General features: G+C 68.3%; 23 protein-coding genes. 9 read left to right on the forward strand and 14 right to left on the reverse strand.

The window, feature by feature from the left end; translation table 11 throughout:
• Nucleotides 1–131 precede the first annotated feature (131 nt).
• The 5 genes from JKL49_RS20670 to JKL49_RS20690 all read right to left on the reverse strand — a co-directional run bounded on the left by JKL49_RS20670 (nt 132) and on the right by JKL49_RS20690 (nt 4,059).
• Nucleotides 132–656 carry a GNAT family N-acetyltransferase gene (locus JKL49_RS20670; protein ID WP_215343332.1) on the reverse strand — a complete coding sequence of 175 codons (525 nt, stop codon included), beginning with the start codon at nt 654–656 and terminating at the stop codon, nt 132–134.
• Between the two features lie 133 nt (nt 657–789).
• Nucleotides 790–1,059: a 50S ribosomal protein L27 gene (rpmA, locus tag JKL49_RS20675; protein ID WP_215343333.1), complete on the reverse strand. Its 270-nt coding sequence runs from the start codon at nt 1,057–1,059 to the stop codon at nt 790–792.
• A 32-nt stretch (nt 1,060–1,091) separates the two neighbouring features.
• On the reverse strand, nt 1,092–1,652 hold the full coding sequence (rplU, locus tag JKL49_RS20680) for a 50S ribosomal protein L21 (protein ID WP_215343334.1): 561 nt from the start codon (nt 1,650–1,652) through the stop codon (nt 1,092–1,094).
• Between the two features lie 115 nt (nt 1,653–1,767).
• Nucleotides 1,768–3,102 (reverse strand): serine hydrolase, encoded by a 1,335-nt coding sequence (locus tag JKL49_RS20685; protein WP_215343335.1) that lies wholly within the window; start codon nt 3,100–3,102, stop codon nt 1,768–1,770.
• Between the two features lie 33 nt (nt 3,103–3,135).
• Nucleotides 3,136–4,059 carry a cation diffusion facilitator family transporter gene (locus JKL49_RS20690; protein WP_215343336.1) on the reverse strand — a complete coding sequence of 308 codons (924 nt, stop codon included), beginning with the start codon at nt 4,057–4,059 and terminating at the stop codon, nt 3,136–3,138.
• 109 nt (nt 4,060–4,168) lie between these two features.
• Here JKL49_RS20690 and JKL49_RS20695 point away from each other — a divergent pair, with 109 nt between their 5' ends.
• Entirely contained in the window at nt 4,169–5,248 is a 1,080-nt protein-coding gene (locus tag JKL49_RS20695; protein WP_215343337.1) for a CobW family GTP-binding protein, read from the forward strand.
• 232 nt (nt 5,249–5,480) lie between these two features.
• On the opposite strand, the gene JKL49_RS20700 is transcribed toward JKL49_RS20695, so the two are convergent.
• Nucleotides 5,481–5,909: a biopolymer transporter ExbD gene (locus JKL49_RS20700; RefSeq protein ID WP_215343338.1), complete on the reverse strand. Its 429-nt coding sequence runs from the start codon at nt 5,907–5,909 to the stop codon at nt 5,481–5,483.
• Between the two features lie 207 nt (nt 5,910–6,116).
• Between JKL49_RS20700 and JKL49_RS20705 the strand changes: the two genes are divergently transcribed.
• Nucleotides 6,117–7,085, forward strand: coding sequence for a WD40 repeat domain-containing protein (locus JKL49_RS20705; RefSeq protein WP_215343339.1), 969 nt, complete (start codon nt 6,117–6,119; stop codon nt 7,083–7,085).
• Here the strand turns inward: JKL49_RS20705 and JKL49_RS20710 are convergent.
• The gene (locus JKL49_RS20710; protein WP_215343340.1) at nt 7,082–7,744 is read right to left on the reverse strand and encodes a nitroreductase; all 663 of its coding nucleotides are present in this window, start codon (nt 7,742–7,744) and stop codon (nt 7,082–7,084) included. The two genes, JKL49_RS20705 and JKL49_RS20710, sit on opposite strands and share 4 nt — an antisense overlap.
• A gap of 243 nt (nt 7,745–7,987) precedes the next feature.
• Here JKL49_RS20710 and mtgA point away from each other — a divergent pair, with 243 nt between their 5' ends.
• Nucleotides 7,988–8,701, forward strand: a complete 714-nt coding sequence (mtgA, locus tag JKL49_RS20715; protein ID WP_430700836.1) for a monofunctional biosynthetic peptidoglycan transglycosylase — start codon at nt 7,988–7,990, stop codon at nt 8,699–8,701.
• A 64-nt stretch (nt 8,702–8,765) separates the two neighbouring features.
• Nucleotides 8,766–9,881, forward strand: a complete 1,116-nt coding sequence (gene ald, locus JKL49_RS20720; RefSeq protein WP_215343341.1) for an alanine dehydrogenase — start codon at nt 8,766–8,768, stop codon at nt 9,879–9,881.
• A gap of 233 nt (nt 9,882–10,114) precedes the next feature.
• Here the strand turns inward: ald and JKL49_RS20725 are convergent, their stop codons facing one another.
• Nucleotides 10,115–11,044, reverse strand: a complete 930-nt coding sequence (locus JKL49_RS20725) for a LysR family transcriptional regulator (RefSeq protein WP_215343342.1) — start codon at nt 11,042–11,044, stop codon at nt 10,115–10,117.
• A 103-nt stretch (nt 11,045–11,147) separates the two neighbouring features.
• Between JKL49_RS20725 and JKL49_RS20730 the strand changes: the two genes are divergently transcribed.
• The 3 genes from JKL49_RS20730 to JKL49_RS20740 all read left to right on the forward strand — a co-directional run bounded on the left by JKL49_RS20730 (nt 11,148) and on the right by JKL49_RS20740 (nt 12,794).
• Entirely contained in the window at nt 11,148–11,774 is a 627-nt protein-coding gene (locus tag JKL49_RS20730) for an FMN-dependent NADH-azoreductase (protein WP_215343343.1), read from the forward strand.
• Nucleotides 11,775–11,866: 92 nt separating this feature from the next.
• Complete coding sequence (locus JKL49_RS20735) at nt 11,867–12,004, forward strand: hypothetical protein (RefSeq protein ID WP_215343344.1); 138 nt, start codon at nt 11,867–11,869, stop codon at nt 12,002–12,004.
• 127 nt (nt 12,005–12,131) lie between these two features.
• Nucleotides 12,132–12,794 carry a ParA family protein gene (locus JKL49_RS20740; RefSeq protein ID WP_215343345.1) on the forward strand — a complete coding sequence of 221 codons (663 nt, stop codon included), beginning with the start codon at nt 12,132–12,134 and terminating at the stop codon, nt 12,792–12,794.
• 9 nt (nt 12,795–12,803) lie between these two features.
• Here the strand turns inward: JKL49_RS20740 and JKL49_RS20745 are convergent, their stop codons facing one another.
• Complete coding sequence (locus tag JKL49_RS20745) at nt 12,804–13,202, reverse strand: helix-turn-helix domain-containing protein (protein ID WP_215343346.1); 399 nt, start codon at nt 13,200–13,202, stop codon at nt 12,804–12,806.
• A 200-nt stretch (nt 13,203–13,402) separates the two neighbouring features.
• Between JKL49_RS20745 and JKL49_RS20750 the strand changes: the two genes are divergently transcribed.
• Nucleotides 13,403–13,570 carry a hypothetical protein gene (locus JKL49_RS20750; RefSeq protein ID WP_215343389.1) on the forward strand — a complete coding sequence of 56 codons (168 nt, stop codon included), beginning with the start codon at nt 13,403–13,405 and terminating at the stop codon, nt 13,568–13,570.
• Here the strand turns inward: JKL49_RS20750 and JKL49_RS20755 are convergent.
• The 4 genes from JKL49_RS20755 to JKL49_RS20770 are packed head-to-tail and all read right to left on the reverse strand — an operon-like array spanning nt 13,567 to nt 16,328.
• A complete protein-coding gene (locus JKL49_RS20755) occupies nt 13,567–14,358 on the reverse strand; it encodes a CPBP family intramembrane glutamic endopeptidase (protein ID WP_215343347.1) in 792 nt (263 codons plus the stop codon). The genes JKL49_RS20750 and JKL49_RS20755 overlap by 4 nt on opposite strands.
• A 2-nt stretch (nt 14,359–14,360) precedes the next feature.
• Nucleotides 14,361–14,555, reverse strand: a complete 195-nt coding sequence (locus JKL49_RS20760; RefSeq protein WP_215343348.1) for a hypothetical protein — start codon at nt 14,553–14,555, stop codon at nt 14,361–14,363.
• A gap of 39 nt (nt 14,556–14,594) precedes the next feature.
• On the reverse strand, nt 14,595–15,377 hold the full coding sequence (locus tag JKL49_RS20765; protein ID WP_215343349.1) for a hypothetical protein: 783 nt from the start codon (nt 15,375–15,377) through the stop codon (nt 14,595–14,597).
• Nucleotides 15,378–15,416: 39 nt separating this feature from the next.
• Nucleotides 15,417–16,328 (reverse strand): DUF6454 family protein, encoded by a 912-nt coding sequence (locus tag JKL49_RS20770; RefSeq protein WP_215343350.1) that lies wholly within the window; start codon nt 16,326–16,328, stop codon nt 15,417–15,419.
• Between the two features lie 312 nt (nt 16,329–16,640).
• On the opposite strand from JKL49_RS20770, the gene JKL49_RS20775 reads away from it, so the two are divergent.
• Nucleotides 16,641–17,822 (forward strand): outer membrane beta-barrel protein, encoded by a 1,182-nt coding sequence (locus tag JKL49_RS20775; RefSeq protein ID WP_215343351.1) that lies wholly within the window; start codon nt 16,641–16,643, stop codon nt 17,820–17,822.
• On the opposite strand, the gene JKL49_RS20780 is transcribed toward JKL49_RS20775, so the two are convergent.
• Nucleotides 17,819–18,748 (reverse strand): helix-turn-helix domain-containing protein, encoded by a 930-nt coding sequence (locus tag JKL49_RS20780; protein ID WP_215343352.1) that lies wholly within the window; start codon nt 18,746–18,748, stop codon nt 17,819–17,821. The genes JKL49_RS20775 and JKL49_RS20780 overlap by 4 nt on opposite strands.
• Nucleotides 18,749–18,796 lie beyond the last annotated feature (48 nt).

The raw sequence follows: 18,796 nt of genomic DNA on the forward strand, positions 1-18,796 counted from the left end.
TAGAGCGCGCGAGGGTTAAGTGGAAGCCGGTTAACCCGTTCGGCGCGCTCTACCTTCTTAGAATAGAGCCTTTTCAACGGATCAGATGAAGGATCTGATCCTAAAGGCTCTACCACGCGAGCGCCGCAAACTCACGCCAGCCAGACCATCATCCGCGAGGGGACGGCCTCGCCGCGGGCGGCCGAAGGCGAGAGCTTGACCTCCCCAGTGTAGAGAAAGCCGGTCTTGCAGAGCACCGAGGCCGAGGCCGGGTTGTCGGAGAAGTGGCGCGCCAGGACGTAGCGCCGCTTCCAGTCCCTGTGCGCCCAGACCAGCGCGCCCTGGGCCGCCTCGGTGGCGAACCCCAAACCCCAGAAGGGCCGGCCGATCCAGCACTCCATCTCGGGGGCGCCGTTCTCGCTGTCGAAGCCCACCACCCCGACGGGCCCCTGTTCCGGGTGATCGATGACGAACATGGCCCGGGCGTCGGCGTCGTCCGCCTGGGCCAGATAGCTCTGCGCATCCTCCAGTCCGTAGGGGTGGGGGATGGAATGGGTCATGCGGGCCAGCTCACGGTCGTTGAGCAGCTTGGCCACGCGGGGGGCGTCGGTCATGCGGGGGAGCCGCAGCCGAAGACGCTGCGTCTCGATGACGGGTTCGATCTGGATGGAGCACATCAAAGAACCTCCCGGGTCCTCTGACGGGACCCCTGAAACAGAAAAAGCGGGAGCCCGGCGTTCCGGACTCCCGCTTTTCGGGATTCTGTCCGGTCCGCCTGACTGGGGCGGAACCGGAGAAGGCAGGTTCCGCCTAGCTGGCGTTGGTCTCGGCAGCCACCACGTTTACGTAGGTGCGGTCGTCGCGCTTGGTGACGAACTGCACAGCGCCGTCGGCGGTGGCGAAGAGGGTATGGTCACGGCCCATGCCGACGTTCACGCCGGCGAAGAACTTGGTGCCGCGTTGACGGATGATGATGTTGCCGCCGACGACAGCTTCGCCACCGAACTTCTTGACGCCGAGACGACGGCCGGCCGAGTCGCGGCCGTTGCGGGATGAACCGCCTGATTTCTTGTGAGCCATTGTGGTCTCCTAAACTTGTCTTGATCCGACGCTTATTCGGCGTCGGGCTTCTTGGCGGCGGCCTTCTTCGGCGCAGCAGCCTTCTTCTCGGCGGCTTCAGCCTTGGGCGCGGCGGCGACCTTCGGGGTCGAGGCCTTCTTGGCGGCGGGCGCGGCGGCCTTTTCGGCGGAGAGCGCGGCCTTGGCGGTCGCGGCTTCTTCCAGCTTCAGGTTACGAGCCCGGGCGTTGAGGACCGCCTTGGTGGTCATGTCCACCACGCCGTCCCAGTTCTCGGTCTTGCCGGCGCCGACCACGGAGGTCACGCGCAGCACGCTCTCCTGCTGGCGGTGGCCGCGGGTCCGGCGATAGCCCTGACGGCGGCGCTTCTTGAAGATCTTCACCTTCAGGCCCTTGCGGGTCTCGATCAGGGTGGCGCTGACGGTGGCGCCTTCCACGATCGGAGCGCCGAGGGTGATGGTCTCACCGTCGCCCAGCATCAGGACGTCGCCGAAGGCCACGTTGGCGCCCGGCTCACCTTCAAGCTTTTCCACGACGAGAAGGTCGCCCGCCTGAACCCGGTACTGCTTACCGCCGGTTTTGATCACCGCGTACATCGTTCGCGCCTTGAGACTTTAGCAAAAAAGGATCACGCCCGCAGGAAGGTCCTGCGTGCGAAGGCGCGGACTTATACAGACGACCCCCGCCAAGTCAACGGAAGCCGCTGTTGATTCAGTGACCCCCGGAAGACTCTCCGGGACGCAGGCTGGCGAGCGTCTTGCGAGCCCCGTCGCGTTCGCTCTCCCAGCTGGTCACCACGGCCTTGGAGACCTGCTGCATGAAGGCCAGGCGGGCGGGCACAGGCTTGGTGGTGCGCTTCATCAGGACCACCACCGCATAGGACCGGCCGTCGGGGGCGGTGAGCACGGCGACGTCGTTGATGCCGATGGAGCCGCCGCGCCAGTCCTGGCCAGTGCCGGTCTTGTGGGCGATGGACCAGCCCGAGGGCAGGCCGCCCTTCAGGCGTCGGGGACCCGTGCGAGCCTCCGACATGGTGGCCAGGAAGGTGTCGGTGGATTGCGCCGACAGCAGCTCGCCGCGCTTCAGCGCCATCAGGGCGGTGGCCAGGCCCGCCGGGGTCGCGCCGTCCAGGGGGTTTTCCAGGTATTCCTTCATGGCGGCGTCGCGGACGGAATCAGGCAGCCTGGCCCGGGCGTCCTTGAAATTGCCGCCGACCCCCATCTCCGGGCTCCAGGTCAGGCCGGCGATCTTGGCCTGCAGGTTCTTCTCGTCGGCGCCCATGCGGATGCCGGTGAGGTTCTTGCGCGCCAGCATGTCGGCCACGGCGTCGACGCCGCCGACCTGCTCCAGCAGCTTGTCGTTGGCGGCGTTGTCGCTCTCGATCAGGGCCCGGCGCACCAGGTCGCGCAGGGTGGTGGCGTAACCGGTGGCCCCGATCTTGTGGGAGATGGGCTGGAAGAAGACGCTGCGGTCCTGGGGTCCCAGGAACACCCCCTGGTCGAGGCTGAGCTTGCCCTGGTCCAGGGCGTCCATCGTGGTCATGGCCACCCAGAGTTTGGAGACGCTCTGCTGCGGGAAGGCGTCGTCGCCGGCCACCTGGGCCATCCAGCCCTCGCTGCAGTCGGCCACGGCGATGCCGACGGTCTCACGATAGTTCTCGGCCAGTTCGTCCAGGCGCTTCTGTAGGGCCTCGGGCGGCGGGCCGGGCTTGGGGCGGGGGGCGACGTGGGGCCTGGGGGCGCCCACGCCGGCGGCCAGGATGGTGGGGGGCGGCGCCTTGGCCGGCGTGCCGGTGGCCACATAGACGCCGCCCAGGATGGTCAGGCCAGCCAGGACGGCCAGCGCCGAGGCCGGGCGCCAGCGGGCGCGCCAGAACATGCGGGTGTCGAAGGCGAGGTCGCGGCGGGCCTGGGGCCAGGAGGCGGTGAGGTTCTCGATCCAGGTCAGGACCCGCAGGCTTGCGACGAGCAGGCTGACGCCGAGGTCGGATACCCCATCAACGCCCGACCGGCCCCAAGCCCGAAGCTGCCCAAGTCCTTGATTCATCAGACCTTGAAAACGCTGATCCGTGGACTCCGGTCAAGCCGTCGTGTGGTCGCGGACTTCCACAGTTACGTGACTTAGGCCCGCCAGGCCCGCCAGACGGGCGCGATAGGCCTGGGGCGCCTGCGGATCAGCCGCGGCGATGACGATGATGGCGGCGTGGTGGCCGGGGCCGAGGCGCCAGAGATGCAGGTCCAGGACGCGTTCACCCTCGCCCTCCAGCCGCCCGCGGATCTGCGCGGTGAGCTCGGGGCTGGGATTGATGTCCAGCAGCACCGCGCCGGTGCGGCTGAGCAGTCGCCAGGCGAAGTGGGCCAGGAGGCCCGCCCCCACCAGGGCGGCGACCGGGTCGGTCCAGGTCCAGCCCAGATAGCGGCCGGCGGCGAGGCCGGCGATGGCCAGGGCGGAGATCACAGCGTCGCCGGCCAGGTGCAGATGGGCGGCCGAAAGGTTGAGGTCGCCGTCGCGGTCGTGGGCGTGGCTCTGAGCGGGCTTCAGCAGCCAGACGCAGACCAGGTTGATGGCCAGGGCTCCGGCGGCGAGCGCCAGGGCGCCGTCATAGGCGACCTCCTCGGGGGCCAGCAGCCGGCCGACGCTCTCGATGGCGATCAGCAGGGCGGTGACGCCGAGCACCGCGGCGTTGGCGAAGCCGGCCAGGTAGCCCAGCTTGCCGGCTCCGAAGGTGAAGCGCGGATCCGTCGCATAGGTGCGGGCGGCCGCATAGGCGACGGCCGCCACCAGCAGGGCGGCGACGTGGGCGGCCATGTGGAGGCCGTTCGCCACCAGGGCCACGGAATGAAACAGCAGGCCGCCGGTGATCTGCGCCGCCAGGGTGGCCAGGCAGATGGCCGCCACGATCCAGGTCCGCCGCTCGTTGCGGGCATGGTCGGCCCCCAGATACACCCGGTCGCCCCGGAAGGCGTCCATCGGCTGCTGGGCTTGGGGTTCGGCGGCGGTCACGGTCACCTATATAGAGAGTGGCGGGCGGCGGAGTGCGAAGTGTTATTCTATAACACTTGATCGAGGTCAAGCGACGTCGCCTGTTTCATCCTGCGCCCACAATGACTAGATGAGCTCCATGAACGCCAAGACCCCCGTCACCGTCCTCACCGGCTATCTCGGCGCCGGCAAGACCACCCTGCTCAACCGCATCCTCACCGAGGACCACGGCAAGCGTTACGCCGTGATCGTCAACGAGTTCGGCGAGGTGGGCATCGACAACGAACTGATCGTCGGCGCCGACGAGGAAGTGTTCGAGATGAACAACGGCTGCGTCTGCTGCACGGTGCGCGGCGACCTGATCCGGGTGCTTTCGGGCCTGATGAAGCGCAAGGGCGGCTTCGACGCCATCATCGTGGAGACCACGGGCCTGGCTGATCCCGGCCCGGTGGCCCAGACCTTCTTCGTCGACGACGACGTGAAGGCCAAGACCCAGCTCGACAGCGTCACCACCGTGGTGGACGCCAAGCACCTGCCTCTGCGCCTGGCCGATTCCAAGGAAGCCGTCGAGCAGATCGCCTTCGCCGACCAGATTGTGCTGAACAAGACCGACCTGGTGACCCCGGAAGAGCTGAAGGCCGTGGAGGCCGCCATCCGGCGGATCAATCCGCTGGCCCCCATCCACCGGGCGCAGCGTTCCAACGTACCGCTCGACGCCATTCTCGGCCGCGGCGGCTTCGACCTGGCCCGGATCACCGACCTTTCCCCCGAGTTCCTGAACCCCGCGCACGGCGAAGACGGCCATGTGCATGATGAGGACTGCGACCATGATCACGATCATCACGATCACGACCATTCTCACCACGGCCATTCTCACGGCGATCACGGTGCGCACGAAGACCATGCGGCCGCAGCCGGTATCCGTGGAATCTCGCTGACCCTGCGCAAGCCGATCCACGGGCAGCGGGTCACCACCTGGCTGAACCAGTTGCTGGCCGACCAGGGTCCCGACATCCTGCGGGCCAAGGGCATCCTGGACGTGGCGGGCGACGAGCGCCGGCTGGTGTTCCAGGCGGTGCACATGATCCTGGAGGGCGACTTCCAGCGCGAGTGGAAGGATGGCGACGACCGTTTCAGCCGCATGGTGTTCATCGGCCGCAACCTGGACGAAGCCGCGCTGCGGGCCGGGTTCGAGGCGTGCGCGGCGTAGGCCGCAATACCCACTTACGGACGTCATCCTCGGGCTTGTCCCGAGGATCCATAAACACCGTGCTGCTCGAAGAGGTGCTAGCGGCGCCGTCGCGCACTTTCTGAGCGTCTGAGATCATGGATCCTCGGGACAAGCCCGAGGATGACGGTCAGGGGTCAGGCGAGACCTCGCCCACGAAAAAGCCCGCCCGGGTTTCCCTGGGCGGGCTTTTCCTTGTCTTGGAGACGAAGGCCTAGAGGTCTTCGTTGATCAGGGCGACCTGGAAGTAGCCGTTGCCCTGCAGGGTGTTCATCACCGACATGAACTCGCCATAGCGGACCGTGCGGTCGGCGCGGATATAGACGCGCTCTTCGGTCGGGTTGGGCTTGTTCAGCTTGCGGGCCAGATCGGCCGGCAGGGTGTCGAGGGTGGTGGGCTGGTCGCCGATATAGAGGCCGGCCACCTGAATGTTGATCAGGGTCGGTTCCTCGATCTTCGTGCCCGGGGGCGGCGGGATCGCCGGCGGCAGGTCGAGCTTGATCGACACCGTCGCCGCGGGGATCGACACCATGAAGATGATGAGGAGCACCAGCATCACGTCCACGAAGGGCGTGACGTTGATGTCGCTGTTTTGGCCGAGGTCGAACTTGCCGCCGCCTCCGCCGCCCAGCTTCGCACCCATATGCAATTCCTTCCCTAGGGGCGCGTATGACGTCGCGCCCATCCACAGTCGGGACACCCTTCGCCAATCAAATCGGGATTGTAAAGCCCGAACCGGCGCCGACCTGCGCCCAAGCCCAAGCGCTGCCTGAGTTGATCTCGCCCTGGGCGAATTTTCCAGGCGCCCGATGTCTCGCCAAGACCGGTGTTAGGCGGCTAAGAGGCCCCCATGAACACCTCGTACGACGCCTATGTCACCGCCGCCCTCTTCGACCGCCACGGCAAGGCGGCTTTCGCCCTGGGCGACGGCACGGTCCGATTCGAGGGCGGAGAGACCGCCGCCGCCCACAAGGGCGTGGCGCTGTCGGCCTGCCTGCACCCCAGCGGGGAGGGGATTCTCACCGGGGGCGACGACGGGGCGGTGGTCTGGTCCAAGGGCTCAGAGGTGACCGAGATCGCCCGGATACCGGGCCGCTGGATTGAATCGGTGGCCGCCTCGGCGGAGTCGAAGCTGATCGCGTTCGCGGCGGGCAAGGAGCTGCACGTCCGCGATTCGGGCGATCCGGCGTTCAACCGCGTCTTCGTGCACGAAAAGTCGGTGGCCGACGTGGCTTTCGACCCCAAGGGGCGACGGATCGCCACGGCCACCTATAACGGCGCCTGGCTCTGGTACGCCCGCATCGCCGAGCAGAAGCCCACGGTGCTGAAATGGGCCGGCAGCCATGTGGCCCTGGCCTGGAGCGCCGACGGCAAGTTCCTGATGTCGTCGATGCAGGAAAACCAGCTCCATGGCTGGCGGGTGGCCGACGAGAAGAACCTGAAGATGGGCGGCTATCCGGCCAAGGTGAAGAGCCTGGCCTTCCTCTACAAGGGCCAGATGCTGGCAACGTCGGGCGCCAACGGCGTGGTCATCTGGCCGTTCACCGGCTCGGCCGGGCCGCTGGGCAAGCAGGCCGCCGAGGTGGGCTTCGACGAGCGCGCGATGGTCAACCGCGTGGCCGGGACCCCGGTGGGCAACCGGGTCGCCGCGGGCCTGGACGACGGCCGGGTGTGGGTCTGCGACCTCACCAACCAGGCCATTGACATGCTGAAGGCCGAAAAAGGCCCACCGATCTCGGCGCTGGCCATGACCCCGGACGGCAAGCGCGTCGCCTGGGGCGATGAAGAGGGCGGGGCCGGGGTGTTTGACGTCGCCTAGTCGAACCCCTTCAGATCCGCCCAGACCTCGAACGGGTCCCTCGCCGAGCGCAGGGTGTTGATGGCGTGGGTGTCGTCGCGCCAGCCCAGCGCCATGCCGGCGAACAGCATGTGATCCTGCGGCATGCCGATGATGTCCCCCACCGTCTTGGGATAGCGGGCCCAGTATTCCTGGGCGCAGGTGTCGAGGCCGCGCTCCGTGGCCAGCAGCATGACCGTCTGCATGTACATCCCAAGGTCCGACCACTGCGGCGGGCCCAGCTTGCGGTCCAGGCAGAAGAACAGGCCCACCGGGGCGCCGAACAGTTCGCCGTTCTTGGCCAGCTGGCGCAGGCGGGCGGGCTTGTCCTCACGGGGGATGCCGATGGAGGCGTAGAGGTCCTCGCCGTTCTGGAACCGCCGGGTGCGGAAGGGGTCCCAGAGGCTGGGGGGATAGACGTCGTATTCCGGGGTCTCGCCGAAGGGATTGGCGGCCACCTTGGCCTTCAACTGCGCCAGGGGTTCGCCGGCCAGGGCATAGACCCGCCAGGGCTGGAGATTTCCTCCCGACGGCGCGCGGGCGGCGAGTTCGAGGATCTCGCGGACCGTGGCGGCGGGCGGGGTCTCGGGCTTGAAGGCGCGGATGGAGATTCGCTTGGCGACAGCTTCGGTGACGTTCATCTGCGCTCCTGGGGTGCGGCGGCTTGACCGGTTCCTTGGCTTCGCTAGCACTGGCACCTTAGGTCAAGGCAAGGACCCGCGCACTTGAGCGACACGACCTCCGGTTCCGACAAGGACGACGGCCTGCGCCTCACGCCGGAGGCGGCGGGCGGCTGGGAGGACCTAGCCAGGTCCTGGAACGACATCTCGCTCAATGAGAAGCCCCGGTCGGTGGACGACCGTGGCGACGCCCCGCCCATCGAGATTCGGCAGGACCCGTCGCGCAAGCGCAGCCTCTGGGGCCGGGTGGCGCGGACCGCGGTGACCTTGCTGCTGGTGTTTGGCCTGATCGGGCCGGTGCTGGTGACCGCCGCCTATCGGCTGATCCCGCCGCCCATCACCTATCTGATGGTCGAGCGGGTGTTCGAGGGCCGCGGCTTTTCCCGCCAGTGGCGCTCCCTGGACGAGATCTCGCCGCGCCTGGTGCGCTCGGTGATCGCCGCCGAGGACGCCAAGTTCTGCACCCATCGCGGCTTTGACTTCGGCGCCATGCAGAAGGCCCTGGCCCACAACGAACGCTCCGCCCGCGTGCGGGGCGGATCGACCATCAGCCAGCAGACCGCCAAGAACGTCTTCCTCTGGCCCAACCGCTCCTATGTCCGCAAAGGCCTGGAGGCCTATTTCACCGTCCTGATCGAGGGGCTGTGGGGCAAGCGGCGGATCATGGAGGTCTATCTCAACAGCGTGGAGTGGGGTCCCGGCGTCTATGGGGCCCAGGCCGCGGCCATGAAGAACTTCGGGGTCGGGGCCGACCGGCTGACCCCGGCCCAGGCCGCGCGGCTGGCGGCGATCCTGCCCAGCCCGCTGAAATGGCGCGCCGCCGCGCCCGGTCCCTATGTGAAACGCCGCTCGGGCCGCATCGACAAGGCGGCCGGGACCATCCGCCGCGAGGGGATGGCGAGTTGCGTCCTGGGTTGACGGAACAAAATTAGCCCCCCAACTCCTCTCTTAAGCGAAACGAATTCGCATAAGGGAGATCGATATGCGCGTAGGCGTGCCCCGCGAGATCAAGGCGGACGAGTATCGCGTGGGACTGACCCCCACCGCCGTCCGCGAATATGTCGTCCATGGCCATCAGGTGCTGGTGGAGACCGGCGCCGGTCAGGGCGCTGGCTATGCCGACGAGGCCTATGTCCGAGCCGGGGCCAAGATCGCCCCCGACGCCGAGGCGGTGTTCGCCGGCAGCCAGCTGATCATCAAGGTCAAGGAGCCCCAGGCGCTCGAGTGGGCGCGGCTGACGCCCGAGCACATCCTCTTCACCTACCTGCACTTGGCGCCCGATCCAGCCCAGACCGAGGGCCTGCTGGCCTCGGGCGCCGCGGCCATCGCCTATGAGACGGTGACGGACGCCAATGGCGGCCTGCCGCTGCTGGCGCCGATGTCGGAAGTGGCCGGCCGCATCGCCGTCTTCTCCGCCGGCGAGACCCTGCTGAAGCACAATGGCGGCATGGGCCTGTTGCTCTCAGGCGTGCCCGGCGTGCCGCCGGCGCGGATCTGCGTGCTGGGCGGTGGGGTGGTGGGCATGAACGCCGCGCGCATGGCCGCCGGCCTGGGGGCCGAGGTGGTGGTGGTGGAGCGTTCGATCCCCCGGATGCGGGTGCTGGACGACATGTTCCTTGGGCGAATCCTCACCCGCTATTCCACCCTGGACGCGGTGGAGGAAGAGGTTCTGAAGGCCGACGTGGTGATCGGCGCCGTGCTGACCGCCGGCGCGGCGGCCCCGACCCTGGTGCGCCGCGAGCACCTCTCACGCATGAAGCCAGGCTCGGTGCTGGTGGACGTCTCCATCGACCAGGGCGGCTGTTTCGAAACCTCCAAGCCCACGACCCACGTCCATCCCACCTACACCATCGACGGGGTGGTGCATTACTGCGTGGCCAATATGCCCGGCGCCGCGCCGCGCACATCCTCCGAGGCCCTGGGCCACGCGACCCTGCCCTTCGGCCTGGCCCTGGCCGACAAGGGGCTCGACGCGCTGGCCGCCAACAAGCACCTGGCCAAGGGGCTGAATGTCCTGAAGGGCCAGATCACCCACCCGGCGGTGGCGCAGGCGTTGGGTAAGCCGTTCAGTGATCCGTACGGGGCGTGGGCGACCTAGAGCATGATCGTTTCAGACGGAACCGCGTCGCGGTCCCGGCTGAAGCGTGAATCATGCTCTCGCTTAAATCTGGAGCCTGATTCACCGCATCGGCGGAATCGCGAAGCGATTCCACCTCAACGGATCAGGCTCTAAGGACGAAGATCGACCACGAACCTCACCAACACAGACCCTGAGTGTCAGCTCGGCCTCAGCCAAGCTGAGAGCCGGGGCTCCTTCGCCGCGATGTTTCGTCAATCTGGCGACTGCGCGGCCTTCCGGTGGGCGTAGCAGGCGTCCCAGTAGGGCTCGCCGCCGAACCGCTCCACCAGCAGTTCGGTCAGAGCCCGGACCTTGCCGGCCACGTGGCTGGCGGGGGGCGGGCGCACCACATAGAGCCCGGCCTCCGGCATCGGATAGTCCCGCAGCACCGGCACGATCGTGCCGCGCTCCAGCGCTGGCCCGGCGATGAAGGTGGGCAGCATGGCCAGGCCCAGCCCCGCCTCCACCGCGCTCAGCAGGGCCTGGCCGTTGTCGGCCCGGAACCGGGCGTGGGGCTGGAAGGTCACCACCTTGCGGCCGTCGCGGAACGGCCAGGCCTCATTGCCCTGGGTGATGGTGTCGTGGCCGGGCAGGTCGGCGACGGTGAGCGGCTCGCCCCGGCGGGCCAGATAGTCGGGGCTTGCCACCAGGGCCCCGTGGATGGGGGCGATCTTGCGGGCGATCAGGCTGGAATCGGTCAGGTTGCCCAGGCGCACCGCCACGTCGAACCGTTCGCCGATCAGGTCCACGAAGCGGTCGGAATAGGCGGCGTCGACGTGCAGCTTCGGATGGCGAACCGCCAGTTCGGCCAGGACCGGGGCCAGGTGGGTCATGCCGAAGGAGAGCGGGGCGGCGATTCGCAACGAGCCGACGATCTCGTCGCCCTGCTGGGCCACGGCGTCGCGGGCGGCTTCCAGGTCGGTGAGAATCTGGTCGGCGCGGGTCTTGAACTCCTGGCCGGCCTCGGTGAGCGCCACCCCCCGCGTGGTGCGGCTAAGCAGCTGGGCGCCCAGTTCGGCCTCCAGCCGCGCTACCCGCCGGCTGACCATGGACTTCGACAGGCCCAGCCCCTGGCCGGCCCGGCCAAACCCTCCCGCGTCGGCCACGGCCACGAAGGCGGCGATATCCTCGAGATCGAACATGTTCCTGTTTCCGCAACAGTCTGGGGCCCAACGACCCACTATTGTTGCGAGTTTGGAACCACCAGCTTGGGCGGGTCAATCATTCAGCGCCCCGGAGGGCGACATGTCCCAAGTTCTCGTTCTCAATTCCAGCCTCAGCGGCGAGGCCTCGGTCTCGCGCCTGCTGGTGGCCGAAACTGTCTCCCAGCTCGTCGCCCGCGACCCCGCCGCCAAGCTCGTCTTCCGTGACCTGGCGGAGACCGAAATTCCCCACCTGAACCCGCGCACCGTCGCCGGGGTCCGCGCCACGGCCAGCACGCCTGCCGAGACAAAGGCGCGGGCCCTGTCGGACGAGCTGATCGCCGAGCTGCGCGCCGCCGACACCATCGTCATCGGCGCGCCGATGTACAATTTCTCGATTCCTTCGACCCTGCGCACCTGGTTCGACCACGTCCTGCGGGCCGGCGAGACCTTCAGCTACTCCGAGGCCGGCCCCAAGGGCCTGCTGGAGGGCAAGCGGGTGATCGTCGTCGAGAGCCGCGGCGGCCTCTACAGCGAAGGGCCGGCCCAGGCGCTCGATTTCCAGGAGCCCTATCTGCGCCAGTTGCTGGGCTTCATCGGCCTGACCGACGTCACCTTCGTCCAGGCCGAGAAGATCGGCTACGGCCCCGACGCCCGGGCCGCCGCCATCGAAGGCGCCAAGGCCCGCCTGGCTGACCTCATCGCCCGCGACCTGTCCCAGGCCGCCTAAAGCGTCCGGCTTCCTCTCCCTGGAGGGGGAGCCGCCGAATTGTCCGACGGCGCGGCCCCGAGTGTGGGATAGTCGACCAAAGGACGAACATCATGAAGGTCTATCCCAGTACCCGCGCCGCCAACCAAGGCGCCCCCGCCGGCCTCAACGACCCCCGCTCGACCGGGCGCACCCCCTTCACCAAGCCGCAGGCCAAGACCGCGATGCTGCCCCACGGCCAGCGCCGCTGAAGCCCGCGCCGGCGCCCACAGCCTGGGCGCCGGGCTCGCGAGCGTGGTCCGACCACGAAGGTTTACATTCTTCGGCCTCGTAACCTGTTATCCCGCGTCTCAGGCGCGGGGGGCTGCGACGACGGATATGAAGACGATCGCGGTGCTGTCGCATAAGGGCGGATCGGGGAAGACCACGGTCGCCGTGAACCTGGCCATCGCCTGGCGGGCGCTGGGTGCGCGCACCGTTCTGGCCGACGCCGACCCTGTCCGCTCGGCCTCCGACAGCCTGCGCAAGCGCGCCGACCATATGTCCTTGGTGGTGGAAACCTCGGCGGCCAAGCTCGACGCACTGGCCTATGTCAGCGGCAAGGGCGGCTGCGACGTTCTGATCATCGACACCTCCGGCGGCCCCGACAACGGCATGATCGAGGCCATGAAGGTGGCCGACCTCTGTATCGCCGTCTCCCGGCCCACCTATCTGGACGTGGCCGCCACCCTGCGCACCGTCGACATCGTGCGCCGCCTGGGGCGCCAGGGGATGGTGCTGTTCAACCAGTGCCCGCCGCGCCGCAACGGCGTGGAGTCAGCGGTGGTCAGCGGAACCATGGACATCCTGCGGCGCGGCGGACTGGAGGTCTGCCCGCTGGCCCTGCAGACCCGGGCCGCCTATCAGCGGGCCATCGCCCAGGGTCAGGGCGTGACGGAGTACGAGCCCGGCGGTAAGGCTGACGCGGAGATCGGCGGCCTGCTGGCCTATGTCCAGGGCAAGACGGCGGGCGCGGCCCGGGACCGCGCCGCCAACGACTAGAGCAGAGGTCTACTGCGCGGCGGCGAGCGTCTCGGACGGGCCGAGTTCGGCGGTCAGGGCGCGGACCACGCCGAGGAAGCTCTGTCGGCGCGAGGGGTCCATGGCCAGGTAGGCGCGGGCGATCTCCAATCCGTTCGGGAAGGCGGCCAGAGCCAGGGCGGGACCAAGGTCGGTGGAGGAGGGCGCGGCGGTGTCGGGCAGGAAGTCGGCGCCGCGGCAGGCCAGCTTCTCGGCGATGGCCACCAGCATGGGCGCCGATACCCGGTTGACCCCGCGCTCGTATTTCTGGAGCTGCTGATAGCTGATGCCGATGGCGTCGGCCAAGGCGGCCTGGCTCAGCCCCATGGTCTTGCGGCGCGAACGAATCTTCTGGCCAACATAGGTGTCGACATCGGCGGCGCGCGTCATGAAATGGTCCCTTGGAAGGGCGCTCGGCCGTGCGGCCCCCCCGCACGACATCGCCGCTCAGAGTGATGACGCCGTAGGGCTGTCGCCCCCACACCCTCAAGTTGGGTATGTTTGCAGAAAAATATGAGCCGGCGCCGCGCCGATTTCCGGCCCCTCGCCCTCCAGGTCAGGCTAGGCTTGCCCGCCGGAGGACGATGACCATGGCCGACCAAGACCCGCCCGCCGAGACCCCGATCCAGCGCGCCCTGCGCCTGAAGAAGGAAGCCCTCGACGCCAAGCCGAAGGATCCGCGCGGCGGCCGCTTCCAACGCGAACGCGCCGCGGCGGCCAAGTCGTCGTCCAAGTCCAAGCCCTGGATGGCGCGCTAGGGCCTTTCAGGGCCTGACCGAGCGCCCGCAATCCACCGCCGCCCGCCAATGGCGACCAACAGCACCGCCGCCAGCGCCGAGAGCGGGCCGGTGACGCGCGGATCATAGAACGACCCGTGGATCGGAAACATCTGCCAGGTGACGTTGACGGTCATGTGGAACAGCGTGGCGGCCAGGACGCTTCGGCCGGCGTGCGTGTAGAGCCAGACAATCATCACCCGAGTCGCCACCGTCCCGATGGACCAGCAGGCGACCCATCCGATCGACCGGTGGACCTGCGCCAGGGGCACATAGTGGTAGAGGGCCCAGACCAGGCCCAGGACCAGGCCGGCGCCCAACGGCCCGAACTGCGACACCAGGGGGTCGGTGGCGTAGCCCGACCAGCCCAACTCCTCGCAAAGCGCTGCGACGAAGAAGAGAACGCAATAGAGCACGCCGGAGACCAGGCTGAGCTGAGGCGCCGGAATGGGCGCTCCCATCAGCCGCTGGATTCCGAAGGACGCCGCCATCACCAGCGGCATGATCATCAGGATCGGCAGCAGCCAGCCCGGCGGCCGGACACGGTCGACGCCACGCCTCAGCAGGGTGCTCACCCCGGTCCAGGCCTCGGCGCGATAGACCAGGATGATCGCCGCCAGGGCCGGGCAGACGATGGCTAGCGCCGCGATCGGCAGGCCCGGCATGAGCGGCCACTCCACCAGCGCGCCCAGCACGTAGAACGGGATGGCCAGGAGGAAGACCAGTCCGAAGAAGACCCAGGGCGACCGGGGCTTGCCCGCCTGCGCCATCTTCAGGCGTCGTCGCCGGCCTCGATCACGCCGCGCAGGTGTGCCAGCAGTTCCTCACGCTCGGGCTGGGTGAAGGTCTGGGCAAGCTCCTGCGTCGCCTCGGCCAGGCTGTACTTGCCATCGCTGAAGCGCAGCAGGACGCTTTCGAGATAGCGGTCGAGGAGAACGCGGTCGGGGCCATCGAGGGTGTGGGTCATACCGCAGGTTACGCCTTCCGTCGGCGCGGCGCCACGGCGTCAGTCGAACACCGTCCCCTCGGCGAGGAACTTGCGCAGGATATTGGTCGTGCGGATGCGGTAGCGCACCGTCGGTCGCTCGACCCGTCCAAACGGCTGGCGGAACAGGGCCTCGGCGAAGCGGCGGTCGGCCTCCACTCCCATCCGGCCGGGTCCCGGATCGGACCAGAGCCACAGGGCATGGGCCATGTGCAGCTTGTTCACCAGCAGGCAGCTCGGGTCCACCAGGCCGCCCTGCGCCTTGAACCGCCCCCGGCCGGGCCCCACCGCGTCCCAGATATCGACCCCCAGCTCCGCGCCGGTCTCTTCGTCCAGCAGCCGCCGCAGACTGTAGGCCCAGGCCTTGCCCTGGACCGCCGCCATCAGGCTGGCCAGATGGTCGGGCTCCCAGGTGTTGTCGTCGTCGAGATAGGCCAGGTGCAGGGCGTTGGCCATGAAGCTGAGGATGGGCCGCAGCGCGCCGCCGTCCCAGGCGGGATGGACCCCGCCGTGGCGGCTTGAGGTGGAATAGGGCAGGGTCAGGACGGTGGCCGAGAGGTTGGCGGGCCGGGTCTCCAGCAGGTCGAACAGCCGACCGGCCTGGTCGCCATTGAGGTCGGCCCCGATGAGCAGCTGAACCCGGCCTTCGAAGGTCTGGTCATAGACGCTGCGCACGGCGTCGAGGAGGGCCGGGCGCAGGATCGTGGGCACGATCACCGCCACGTCGGCACGCAGCTGCGGCGCCTCACGGTCGGGGAAATGCCGTCCCAGCGACAGCGGCGGCGCGTTCGAGGCAGGCGGCATGGCCCACGATAGCCGGACGCCGTCGCAGTTTCCAAGCCGTCAGGGGACAAGCGCCTCAAAGGCGAACAGCGTCGAGGGATCGTCGTCGGGCATGAACCAGGCCCTGACACCGGCGGCGGCGGCCTCCACGAACACCGGGTTCTGGGTCATCGGCCGCCCGGACGGCGCCCAGAGCGGAACCGGCGCCTGCCAGACCGGACGTTGGTCCTTCAGGTCGACGATCTCCAGCCCGCCCAGAGACAGACTTGCCTTGGGCGCGCGGTAATCGGCGAGGCCCGAGCACAGCATCCGCCCTTCGCTCAGGCTGTGGCAGTCCTGGTAGTCGATATAGCTGGAGGGATTGCGCACCACCTTGGGCGCGGAGGCCACGCCGTTCGCTGCCAGCTTCCAGGTGTAGAATCTCCGCCCGCCCCAGGAGACGCCCTGCAGCCGGCGGGTCCTGCGGTCATAGCTCACCGCCCCGATGTGATCGGCGACCCGCAGCACCTCCGTGGCCGTCAGGGTCGCCGGATCGACGCGGTAGACGATGGCTGTGCTGTCGGGCCGGTACTCCGCCACGCTGACCCACAGATCCTTGCCGTCGAAGTCGATCCCGCCGGGGTGATAGGCGTCCCCCTGCCCCAGGACGAGCTCCCCCAGCAGGGCCCCGTCCGCCGACATGCGGAACAGATGCCCGACGCCGGCCCCCGGGCTGCGCCCACCCGGCGCCCCGGCCAGGCGCGCGGGGTACTGCTTGATCTCCACGGCGGAGACGAAGAACTCAGGGCCGACCTTCACCATCCCCTGCGGATGGAAGGTCGCGAACCGCACCGGCACGGCGGCGGTCTGGATCCAGGCCGTAGACCGGTCGATCTGCATCAGCCGTTCGGCCAGGGAAGGGGCAGCAAGCGCGGGGGAGCCGGGCAGACCGATCAGGATCAGCAGGCCTAGCCATCTGAGAGCATGGGTCATCCGAGCAACTCCGGGTGGGCCGCCACAACGCACGACCTCCGACCCTGCCCGCAACCGGAAAGTGGCGCTGATCCCGACATCCCGCGTGTCATCTTCGCCACGCCTCGATCCGGGATTCGGCCAAGTCCACGAATTGAGTAACAGTGCGATTTCCTCGGCCGCCGATATCCCTAACTTCGCGCTCACGACGACGGTTGGCCGCGCACAGCGGCCGCCAAACAGCGTCGGCTAAGCACAGAAAACTCGCCAGGGCGTGACCCGCGGCCGTTCGCGGCCGCATGCCACCGCATGCCTGGCCACGGGGGATGAGACATGAAGACCTTCCTGCTGACCACAGCCGCGGCCGTGGTCCTGCTCACGCCGGCCCTGGCCTGCGCCGCCGACGCGCCAAAGATCAGCGGCACGATCGCCGTCGGCGCGAACGCCAATGACAACATCTTCGCGACCAATTTCGGCAAGGTCAGCGACACCGTCTTCACCCTGAACGGCGGCCTCAACCTGGCCCGCCATAGCGAGGCCGGCGACCTGAGCGCCTATGCCCGGATAGACCTGGCGCACTACGCCGACCATTCGGACGAGAACGCCGACGACTATTCGGTCGGGGCCGACGGCGCGCTGAACCTCGCGTCCGGCAAGATCTCGGCGGGCGCCAGCCATGTCCTGACCACCGAAAGCCGCAAGGTCCGCGTGGCGCGGCGCGACACCGTCAAGCGCACCGAATATGTGGTCGACGAGGCCCATGCGGCCTTCGTGGCCAGCGTTGAGGCTGTGCGGTTGACGGGTAAGTTGAGCTATTCCAGCAGCGACTACGACAATGGCCGGGTGCGCGGCACAGGCGCGTTCGCCCTGCAGGACGACCGTGATCGCACCACCCTAATCCAGTCCCTGCGCGCCGATTTCAAGGCCGACCAGGCGATGTCCTTCTTCGTGAAGGCTCAGCACACCGGCGTCGACTACGACCTGGCCCCGCCCGCCGCCCGCCACAACCGTGACTCCGACACCGCGTCGGTCACCGGCGGGGTGACCTTCAACGCCACGGCGGACCTGACCGGCGAGATCGAAGCGGGTTGGTCCAAGCGCACCTTCGACGACACCGCCTTCGCCGATGTCTCCGACCTGGCGCTCTCGGCCAATCTCGACTGGACCCCGGCCAAGGGAACCGACGTCACCTTCAACGCCTCGCGCAGCCTGGAGGAGGAGGTGCTGACCGGATCCTCGATCTATGTGGCCACGGTGATTGGTATCGAGATCACCCATCACGTCAGCGACCGCTGGGCGCTGGGGGGCTACGTCTCCCGCGAATGGGACGACCACAAGGGCATCGACCGCAAGGACGACGTCACCGCCTTCGGCGCCTCGGCGGCGTTCCAGGTCAGCGATCGGGTGGAAGCCAAGCTCGCCTACGACTTCACCACCGAGGACTCCTCGGGCGCGCGGCGCTCGCCGGGCTATGACAATGGCGTGGTGTCGGTGGGTCTGAAGGCGAACTTCTAGCTCGCCACCGCCACTCTGCGCGAGGTGGGCGCGCGGACGTTGGGGCCGATGGCCTCGACGTCCAGCCCCAGCTGGCGCGCGGCATGGATCAGCTGCAGGAACCGCTGGACGATGATCTGGCCGCCCTCGATCACATCTGGAGATTGTTGCCGGCTCATGGTCGACAGATAGCCGCCGGGGGCGCGCACCACCCAGCCCAGGGCGATATAGCGGACGACCCGGCGGCGGATGGTCTCGTGGGGCAGGCCGAGCCGTTCCGAAAGCCCGGTGATGGTGACCGGCCGACGCAGCTCGTCCGGCGGCGGACTGTCGGACCAGGCGTATTTCTGAGCCAGTTCGCGATCATAGGTGATGTCGCCAGCATTGGCGGTGATCAGGCTTGAGAAGACCAGGGCGTCAAGCATGGAGCCGTGCGGCGCCACACCGGCCTCCAGCACCCGCAGGATGAAGGTGTCCAGCAGGGCGGCCAGAGGGCCGGCCAGGTCCTTGTCCTCCCTCGGCGCGCCGCCAGGGCCGGGATCGAAAGCAAATCCCAGGCCCTTGAGATCAGCGATCAGGCCGCGCAGGCCAGCGCATCGCGCCTCGTCCCAGCCCGGGGGGGATGGCCCGGCCTCCGCGGCCACCGTGACGCCTGACTCTCCGGAGCGGCTCAGCAGACCCTCGGCCTCCAGGGCCCCGACCTGGCGGCGGGTGGTTTCATAGGCCAGGCCCAGCGACTGAGCGACGGCCCGGACGCTGATGGCGCCCGGCGGGCTTCCGGCCGGGCGCCGTGACGCCTGACCCACCGCCAGGTGGATAACGCCGCGGGTGAAACTGCCGTGGTGACGGGTGATCAGGCGATGGCTTTCGTCCAGCAGGAATTCCAGGACGCAGCGGAAAATCAGGCGATTTCGCCGCGCGGTCGCCGGCTCGGAAACGTGGATCATGGTCTTGGCTCTCCCCCAAGCTTGACCACAAGATCACGAACCAAGGCC

Origin of the sequence: Phenylobacterium glaciei (assembly GCF_016772415.1) — a bacterium.
In the GTDB taxonomy this organism is placed as follows: Bacteria; Pseudomonadota; Alphaproteobacteria; order Caulobacterales; family Caulobacteraceae; genus Phenylobacterium; species Phenylobacterium glaciei.

Bases quoted from the DNA above. Each gene is read 5' to 3' on its own strand.
- JKL49_RS20670 (WP_215343332.1), bottom strand. From the start codon at position 656: ATGTGCTCCATCCAGATCGAACCCGTCATCGAGACGCAGCGTCTTCGG.
- rpmA (WP_215343333.1), bottom strand. From the start codon at position 1,059: ATGGCTCACAAGAAATCAGGCGGTTCATCCCGCAACGGCCGCGACTCG.
- rplU (WP_215343334.1), bottom strand. From the start codon at position 1,652: ATGTACGCGGTGATCAAAACCGGCGGTAAGCAGTACCGGGTTCAGGCG.
- JKL49_RS20685 (WP_215343335.1), bottom strand. From the start codon at position 3,102: ATGAATCAAGGACTTGGGCAGCTTCGGGCTTGGGGCCGGTCGGGCGTT.
- JKL49_RS20695 (WP_215343337.1), top strand. From the start codon at position 4,169: ATGAGCTCCATGAACGCCAAGACCCCCGTCACCGTCCTCACCGGCTAT.
- JKL49_RS20700 (WP_215343338.1), bottom strand. From the start codon at position 5,909: ATGGGTGCGAAGCTGGGCGGCGGAGGCGGCGGCAAGTTCGACCTCGGC.
- JKL49_RS20705 (WP_215343339.1), top strand. From the start codon at position 6,117: ATGAACACCTCGTACGACGCCTATGTCACCGCCGCCCTCTTCGACCGC.
- JKL49_RS20710 (WP_215343340.1), bottom strand. From the start codon at position 7,744: ATGAACGTCACCGAAGCTGTCGCCAAGCGAATCTCCATCCGCGCCTTC.
- ald (WP_215343341.1), top strand. From the start codon at position 8,766: ATGCGCGTAGGCGTGCCCCGCGAGATCAAGGCGGACGAGTATCGCGTG.
- JKL49_RS20725 (WP_215343342.1), bottom strand. From the start codon at position 11,044: ATGTTCGATCTCGAGGATATCGCCGCCTTCGTGGCCGTGGCCGACGCG.
- JKL49_RS20730 (WP_215343343.1), top strand. From the start codon at position 11,148: ATGTCCCAAGTTCTCGTTCTCAATTCCAGCCTCAGCGGCGAGGCCTCG.
- JKL49_RS20735 (WP_215343344.1), top strand. From the start codon at position 11,867: ATGAAGGTCTATCCCAGTACCCGCGCCGCCAACCAAGGCGCCCCCGCC.
- JKL49_RS20740 (WP_215343345.1), top strand. From the start codon at position 12,132: ATGAAGACGATCGCGGTGCTGTCGCATAAGGGCGGATCGGGGAAGACC.
- JKL49_RS20745 (WP_215343346.1), bottom strand. From the start codon at position 13,202: ATGACGCGCGCCGCCGATGTCGACACCTATGTTGGCCAGAAGATTCGT.
- JKL49_RS20750 (WP_215343389.1), top strand. From the start codon at position 13,403: ATGGCCGACCAAGACCCGCCCGCCGAGACCCCGATCCAGCGCGCCCTG.
- JKL49_RS20755 (WP_215343347.1), bottom strand. From the start codon at position 14,358: ATGGCGCAGGCGGGCAAGCCCCGGTCGCCCTGGGTCTTCTTCGGACTG.
- JKL49_RS20760 (WP_215343348.1), bottom strand. From the start codon at position 14,555: ATGACCCACACCCTCGATGGCCCCGACCGCGTTCTCCTCGACCGCTAT.
- JKL49_RS20765 (WP_215343349.1), bottom strand. From the start codon at position 15,377: ATGCCGCCTGCCTCGAACGCGCCGCCGCTGTCGCTGGGACGGCATTTC.
- JKL49_RS20770 (WP_215343350.1), bottom strand. From the start codon at position 16,328: ATGACCCATGCTCTCAGATGGCTAGGCCTGCTGATCCTGATCGGTCTG.
- JKL49_RS20775 (WP_215343351.1), top strand. From the start codon at position 16,641: ATGAAGACCTTCCTGCTGACCACAGCCGCGGCCGTGGTCCTGCTCACG.
- JKL49_RS20780 (WP_215343352.1), bottom strand. From the start codon at position 18,748: ATGATCCACGTTTCCGAGCCGGCGACCGCGCGGCGAAATCGCCTGATT.